The following is a 7619-nucleotide window of genomic DNA, read 5'->3' on the forward strand; positions in this document are numbered from 1 at the left end:
TCGTGATACTATTTAAGCATTGGGAGTCGTTCGCCCCTACGCATGACTTTTTATTCAACTAAAAAACAGCATTTCTTTACTGAATACATATAGAAGGGATACTCAGACACCAAAGCAGAGAAAAATCCTCATCCTGCGAAGCACTCAGATAAAGAAGTGCCTATCGCCAAATTTGTCACCCCATCAACAGCATCAATATTATTCATGTGGAAGCGATGTAGCTACCGCACTTGCTCCGCCAACGCTATATTCACTAAACCAAAGAAACATCATCATCCTGTGAAGCTCAAAAAAAAAGGCAAGGTATTTCTCCTTGCATCCTCAAAAAAATCGTGATACTATTTAACCATTGGGAGTCGTTCGCCCCTACGCATGACTTTTTATTCAACCATTACTGAATACATATAAAACGGATACTCAGACACCAAAGCAGAGAAAAATCCTCGTCCTGCGAAGCACTCAGATAAAGAAGTGGCAACAGGAAAAATTTTCACCTCATAACATAGTGTCGATATTACTCATCGTAGAAGGGAAAGCGATCGCTATATTCACAAACCAAAGAAAAATCATCATCCTGTGAAGCTCAAAAAAAACGGCAAGGTATTTCTCCTTGCATCCTCAAAAAAATCGTGATACTATTTAACCATTGGGAGTCGTTCGCCCCTACGCATGACTTTTTATTCAACCCAAAAACAGCATTTCTTTACTGAATACATATAGAAGGGATACTCAGACACCAAAGCAGAGAAAAATCCTCATCCTGCGAAGCACTCAGATAAAGAAGTACCTATCGCCAAATTTGTCACCCCATCAACAGTATCAATATTATTCATGTAGAAGCGATGTAGCTACCGCACTTGCTCCGCCAACGCTATATTCACAAACCAAAGAAAAATCATCATCCTGTGAAGCTCAAAAAAAAAGGCAAGGTATTTCTCCTTGCATCCTCAAAAAAATCGTGATACTATTTAACCATTGGGTGTTACTCGCCCCTACGCATGACTTTTTATTCAACCTAAAAAAAGTATTTCGCCACTGAATACATATAGAAGGGAAACTCACACCATCAAAGCAGAGAAAATTATCATCCTGTGAAGCACTCAGGAAAGAAGTGGCGAGAATGGCGACAGGAAAAACTTTCACCCATATATTTACTCATGTAGAAGCGATGTAGCTACCGCACTTGCTCCGCCAACGCTATTATTCACAAACCAAAGAAAAAGTATCATTTTGTGAAGCTCAAAAAAACGGCAAGATATTTCCCCTTGCATCCCCAAAAAAATCGTGATAGTATGTAAACATTAGGTGTTACTCGCCCCTACGCATGACTTTTTATTCAACCATTGAAAAACTTATATTTTACGTTGATACTTAATCTAAAAATCATTACCACTCAGCAACACCGGAAAAATCTTGCTTCTTTTCTGTGCTATATAAACAGCTATTAGCATTCAGCGTTTTAAGATAATTTATTCTAGATGATAGAGTTTGTTGTGGGTAATATTGATTTTCGTAACATTCCATGAACTCCTTTATGAGGATTATTCACAACTTGAGTAATGTGAAAATTCACAGCAATAGAACACAAAATATAAGCATCTTCAGCACTCAACCCAACAAAATTTTCTAACCAACTAATCATTTGCTTTAAAGCTAATTCAAAAGCAGCATCTAAAGTATTGCCAAAACCAAACGAAATAATATCAGTAGATGTTTCTGCCATAGGAAAAATTAGTTGTAAATCTTGCCTAACCTTAATTTGAATAACGCCATTCATTGAAGTTTCAATAGCCGTTACATTTATTTCTCCATCCCCCTGTGCAGAATGGCCATCACCAATAGAAAATAAACCACCAGGCACAAAAACAGGTAGAAAAATTCGCGAACCAACTTGTAATTCTCGGCAGTCAATATTTCCCCCATAAATACCAGGAGGAATAGATGAACGTTGAGTATTTTCTGTAGCAACTCCGAGAATTCCAAAAAATGGTTGAAGTGGAATTTTTATCCCACTATTAGGAGGAAATTCAGCTATCTTTTTTTCTAAATCTAGTGGAATAAAGTTTAGTTTTGCTTCCGTAAATTGTTCGGGTAATGCACCCCATCCCGGACGAATAGAATTAAACCCCATCGGTAAACTAGGGTAAATATTTTCCAGAATAATTTCTAATACATCTCCTGGTTTAGCATCATTAATATATATTGGTCCGGTTAATAAATGAGGACCAACACCAACTTTTCTTTCTGCTGGTAAATTGTGACAAATTTCTAGAAATTCTGGAGTGAGAAATTCTCTAGGTGCTTTGTCGTAAAGATAATAACCCGTGTAAGTTTCTATATCTATGCGATCGCCAGAATTAATGACTAATGCTGGTTCTAGTTTATGGGAAAAACCTCCTAAATGAACAGTGTTACATCGAGCTTTTAAAATGTGCTTGCTCATCTTATTTATTTTTTTTTAATATTTATCTAACGCTGGCAGAAGACCTGCGCTCTCCTCGTCGGGAGCGTCGTATGGGAATGCCAACCCATGCTACAATCAAATCACTTAATGTTAATAAAAGTCCAAAAACATTGAAGTCCAGATACAAGTACCGCATCTATCCAAATCATATTCAAATAACCAAATTAAATCAACTATTTGGTTGCTGTAGATATGTTTGGAATAGTACATTAGCGCATTGCAATCAACTATATTCTAACGGCAAAAAAAACCTAGCTATGTTGATTTAACTAAACAATTCATAACTCAGGCCAAGCAAGAGTTAACTTGGTTAAAGGAAGTTGCATCTACTCCATTACAACAATCTCTTAAGGATTTAGAAAGAGCCTATAAAAACTTCTTTGACAGTTGTAAAGGTAAAGGTCAAGGGATTAAAATTAAGCCACCAAAGTTTAAGCCTAAAAAATCCAGACAATCTGCAAGATTTGTCGGAGTTAATTACAAAATTGGTCAAGATAAAATCTATCTACCAAAAGTAGGTAAGATTAAAATTGTTTTGTCTAGAGAACTATCTAATAAGCCTACATCTTTAACAATAATCAAAGACTCAGCAAATCGTTATTTTGCTAGTTTTGTAGTAGAAACAAATCCTGAAACATTACCTAAAACCAGCAACTCAACAGGCATTGATTTAGGTATTTCAACTTTTGCAACTTTGAGCAATGGAGACAAAATTGAAGCCCCTAAGCCACTCAAACAAAACCTGAAAAAATTAGCTAAATTCCAACGTAAATTTCCTCGTACTGAAAAAGGCAGCAAACGTCGTGAAAGACGTAGATTAAGAGTAGCCAAACTTCATGCTAAAATCAAAGACATTCGTACAGACTTCTTACATAAGCTATCAACTGATTTAGTCAAAAAATATAACACTATTGTGTTAGAAGATTTGAATGTTTCTGGGATGGTTAAAAATCGCAAATTAGCTAAAGCAATTAGCGATTTAGGATGGAGACAATTTAGGACTTTAACTGAGGCTAAATGCGAGAAATATGCAAGGGAATTTAGAACTATTTCTAGATGGGAACCTACTTCTCAAAAATGTTCTAATTGTGGTTTTAAAGGTGGCAAGAAAGAGCTAAATGTTAGGGAGTGGACTTGCTTAAATTGTGGCACTTTGCACGATAGCTTACGCTTAACCGGAGGTTATCGTGACATAAACGCTGCTATCAATATTTTAGAAGTTATTCAGCCAAAAACCAAGGTTGAAACTACTGAAGCTAAAGTAATAGAAACTCCTGTACAATTATCACTTTTCAATGAAGTCGCCGAGGGGCGCTCGGAGACAATTAAACGGACACAGAGCCATCGTAAGTCATCCCCTAAAAAGGACGCAAATGGCAATGATGTGTCAACCCGCCCTGAGTCAACAATTCAACTTCGGTTGTTTGATTGATAGATGGGAATCCTGCGCTGTACCTTAGGTCAGCGTCGGGAGGATGTCAACGTATATAATACCTATATAAATAAAATAATTTCAAATTTTCATAAACTTAACTTAAAATGATTCAAGCTATAACCAAAACTAATCAAACTTTTAAACAGTTACAGCCAGGAATTGGTATTGGTATACCCTTACCTCAAGATTGGGTATCTATCAAAAATGAAGCTTTAGTAATTATTGTAGGTTTAACTGGTGTAGGGAAAAGCACAGTCATTAATACATTAACTGAATCTGGATTAAATTTCACTTTACTTCCAAATCGACGTACCCTAACAACAGAATTAATTATTCCTCATATTCAAGCAGCAAATGAGCAAAATGTTCAAACAATTTGTCGTATAGAACGCTTCAAATATACTCGTCAATATCAAAAAAGTTTTCCCGGTGGTATGGGTCATATTTTAGCCCAGTTACAAGTTAATCCCTCTTTAATTAATCGTCCATTAATTTTTGATGGTTTACGGGGAGAAAATGAAGTTACTTATGCTGCTAATACTTTGAAAAAAGCTAAATTTATAATTTTGGATGCTCCATTATCAGTTCGCTTAAAACGTCTTTTAACTAGAAGTGATACTTTCGATAGAATCACAAAATATCCAGATAATGAAGTAGTTAATCCTAAAAAGATTATGAGTTTTTCTGACTTTGGCATACCCGAAGCGTCCAATTTATTTACTTTTGATGAAGAGCAGGAAATTTTAACTCTACTTGAAAAAGGACTATATAACTCTGTAGATGTTTGCGAACGATTAAATATTCTGGTTGAGGAGAGCAGAAATTACAATTCGGAAGCAACAAAAACAGCTTTACAGGCAATTGCTCCTGAGCGAACTTTGCTTTTAGATACTACTAAGTTTTCACCTCAACAAATCACTCAAAAAATTCTTGCTTACTTATTACTTAAAAATTCGAGGGTTTAAGTCTCCTACTATTTTAGGGAGTAGGGAGTAGGGAGTAGGGAGTAGGGAATAGAAAAGAAGAAAAATGACTGTACCTGAGTAATTTGAGAAACCCTATAACTTACTCAAATAAAGAGATATAGCAATATTATTTTAGTTGTGAGATATTGGAGACTTTTGTTTTAGGTATGGAGGAAATAGGGAATAGGAAAGAAGAAAAAAACGAATACATAAGAATTAAGATAACTGCTATATTCGATACTTCAAAGAAACACCTCGTTGGGCATAACAATCTTGGGAAAATTCTTACTCCTACCTTCTCTAATACCAAATTTGAGAAAGATTGTTACAGTAAAATTATAGATGCTTAACGGAATTGAAAAATCTTCACTATTTATTTCTTATACCTACCACCTACCACCTAAAACCTAATACCTTGAATAGCCAATGTAGCAATATTTTTTGAAAATGGTATAACTTCCCATTTCTCCTGTCTCCTACCCCAGCAAAAAGACTTTCTATACGCAAACCCTAATTAGGGTTTGCTGATTAAATCTAAAAGCATTGCCATATAAAGCTTGAGCGGATTTTTTAGTTGAAAAAAAGTCCAAGCTTTTAGGTCATAATGGTTCAAAAAATTAGCATTTTAGGTGAGAGTTGCGCAGCAATTACCCTTGATTATTCTTCCTCCTACCTCCTCTATAATTCCCAGTTCCTCCTGTCTCCTGTCTCCTGTCTCCTGTCTCCTACTCTTACCCATAAGACTTTTTCAGCAAACCCTAATTAAGATTGAGGATTGCGAAGTTTTAACAATAACTTAAATGTTCTTAAATATTCTTAAATATCTTTAATATATAGCATTTTTTTGTGACAGAAATTGTAATTAATCATACTAACCATAATTCCTGTAATATGTTTAGCTGAAAATTATAGAATTATGCCTAAACTAAAAAAATGCTATTAAGTAAATTAGCGATCGTTGATTCTACTCTGCGAGAAGGAGAACAATTTTTTAAATCTAACTTTTCTACGAGTGATAAAATTGAAATAGCTCGAGGATTAGATCAATTTGGAGTAGAATACATAGAAGTTACTTCTCCGAGAGCTTCTCCTCAATCCTATCAAGATTGTCAAAAATTAGTTCAATTAGGTTTACAAGCTAAGGTTGTTACCCATATTCGTTGCCATCTAGAAGATGCAAAAATAGCCCTAGATACAGGTGTAGATGGCATTAATCTGTTTATGAGTACTTCACAAATTTTACGTCAATTTGGTCACCGTAAAAGTATTGAAGAAATTATTGATATAGCTACAGAAGTTATCACTTTTATTCATCAAAAAAATCCTCAAGCAGAATTGCGTTTTTCTACTGAAGATTCATTCCGTAGCTCCCTTTCAGATTTACTGCGAGTCTATTTAGCAATTAATAAATTAGGAATAGTCAATCGTTTTGGAATAGCTGATACAGTAGGTATCGCAACTCCCCACCAGGTTTATCAACTAATTCAAAATATGAGACAATGCTTTTGTGAAGATATAGAATTTCACGCTCATAATGATACAGGTTGTGCCATTGCTAATAGTTTTACTGCTTTTGAAGCGGGGGCAACTCATATTGATACAACTGTTTTAGGAATTGGTGAACGTAATGGTATTACTCCTTTAGCTGGATTAATTGCTCGTCTTTATACCCTCGATCCAGAAACTTTAAATCATAAATATTATCTGCCTTATCTTCATAAATTAAATCAATTAGTAGCGGAAAAAATTGAACTTTCTATTCCTTTTAATCATTGTATTGTAGGAGAAGCTGCATTTTATCATAAAGCAGGAGTTCATACTAAAGCAATGCTCAATAATTCTAGAACTTATGAAGCAATAAATCCCACTGATTTTGATTTGAATCGGTCAATTTTAATTAATCATAAACTTACAGGTAAAAATAGTATTGCTCATCGTGCTATTCAACTCGGCCTGAATTTAGACAACTTCCAAATTCAAGCTATTACTCAAACAATTAAAAATTTAGCTGAACGACAAAAAATGACTTTAGAAAACGTGGATGAAATTTTGTTATCATCCCAAAAAAATATTTCATTAATTGATAATTGATAATTGATAATTGATAATTACCTCTGGTTAAAACCGTTACGGAATTGAATATCAGGAAATATCCTAGTACTTTTTTTCCCCTTAAAAGGGGAGGCTTTAAACCGAAATTATTTAATTATTAATTAGGGTTTGCTGATTAAATATCAAAGCATTGACTGATATTGGTTTCAGCCTTTTTGGGTCAAAAAAAGTACAAGCTTTTAGACCGAAAAGCTCATGCATGCTAGTATTTTGGGATGATTATGGCAGAAAAATCACTCTTACAATTTTTACGACTACCTCCTCTATAATTTCCATTTCTCCTGTCTCCTGTCTCCTGTCTCCTGTCTCCTACTCTTAACCCATAAGACTTTTTCAGCAAACCCTAATTATTAATTATTCGGTAATATCAAATCCGGTGGCATCGGTATAATATCTTTTGAAGTAGGAGTCAGGAGTCTGGAGTCTGGAGGGAAAAAATTTATAAAATTTGGTAATGGTGAAGATAAAGAATGTTTTTATTACCGAATTAAACGGATTTGATATAAGCAGTCAACATTGACATCCTCCCCGGCCTAAAGGCACGGGGATTCCTACCGAGCCTTAGCTCCTCGGTGGGTTGACGTCTCACAGGCTGCTGCTACTTTGGCAGTAGTCTGACGCTTGCCTCCACGTCCGTTTCTTG

Annotated in this window: 5 protein-coding genes; 4 read left to right on the plus strand and 1 reads right to left on the minus strand. The window is 35.1% G+C overall.

Annotated elements, in window-relative coordinates; genetic code table 11:
* Positions 1 to 1474: 1474 nt before the first annotated feature.
* Positions 1475 to 2443 carry an acetamidase/formamidase family protein gene (locus F6K54_RS16045; protein ID WP_293079149.1) on the minus strand — a complete coding sequence of 323 codons (969 nt, stop codon included), beginning with the start codon at positions 2441 to 2443 and terminating at the stop codon, positions 1475 to 1477.
* A gap of 77 nt (positions 2444 to 2520) precedes the next feature.
* Here F6K54_RS16045 and F6K54_RS16050 point away from each other — a divergent pair, with 77 nt between their 5' ends.
* The 4 genes from F6K54_RS16050 (at position 2521) to lysS (ending at position 6955) form a co-directional block, all read left to right on the plus strand.
* Complete coding sequence (locus F6K54_RS16050; RefSeq protein ID WP_293079155.1) at positions 2521 to 2733, plus strand: helix-turn-helix domain-containing protein; 213 nt, start codon at positions 2521 to 2523, stop codon at positions 2731 to 2733.
* Positions 2734 to 2744: 11 nt separating this feature from the next.
* Positions 2745 to 3896 (plus strand): transposase, encoded by a 1152-nt coding sequence (locus F6K54_RS16055; protein WP_293079157.1) that lies wholly within the window; start codon positions 2745 to 2747, stop codon positions 3894 to 3896.
* A gap of 107 nt (positions 3897 to 4003) precedes the next feature.
* A complete protein-coding gene (locus tag F6K54_RS16060; protein ID WP_293079151.1) occupies positions 4004 to 4864 on the plus strand; it encodes an AAA family ATPase in 861 nt (286 codons plus the stop codon).
* A 933-nt stretch (positions 4865 to 5797) separates the two neighbouring features.
* Positions 5798 to 6955: a homocitrate synthase gene (lysS, locus tag F6K54_RS16065; RefSeq protein WP_293079153.1), complete on the plus strand. Its 1158-nt coding sequence runs from the start codon at positions 5798 to 5800 to the stop codon at positions 6953 to 6955.
* Positions 6956 to 7619: the final 664 nt, after the last annotated feature.

Source organism: Okeania sp. SIO3B5 (genome assembly GCF_010692555.1).
Lineage (GTDB): Bacteria > Cyanobacteriota > Cyanobacteriia > Cyanobacteriales > Microcoleaceae > Okeania.

Coding starts and splice junctions, on each gene's coding strand:
- F6K54_RS16060 (WP_293079151.1), top strand. CDS start 4,004: ATGATTCAAGCTATAACCAAAACTAATCAAACTTTTAAACAGTTACAG.
- F6K54_RS16050 (WP_293079155.1), top strand. CDS start 2,521: ATGCCAACCCATGCTACAATCAAATCACTTAATGTTAATAAAAGTCCA.
- F6K54_RS16045 (WP_293079149.1), bottom strand. CDS start 2,443: ATGAGCAAGCACATTTTAAAAGCTCGATGTAACACTGTTCATTTAGGA.
- lysS (WP_293079153.1), top strand. CDS start 5,798: ATGCTATTAAGTAAATTAGCGATCGTTGATTCTACTCTGCGAGAAGGA.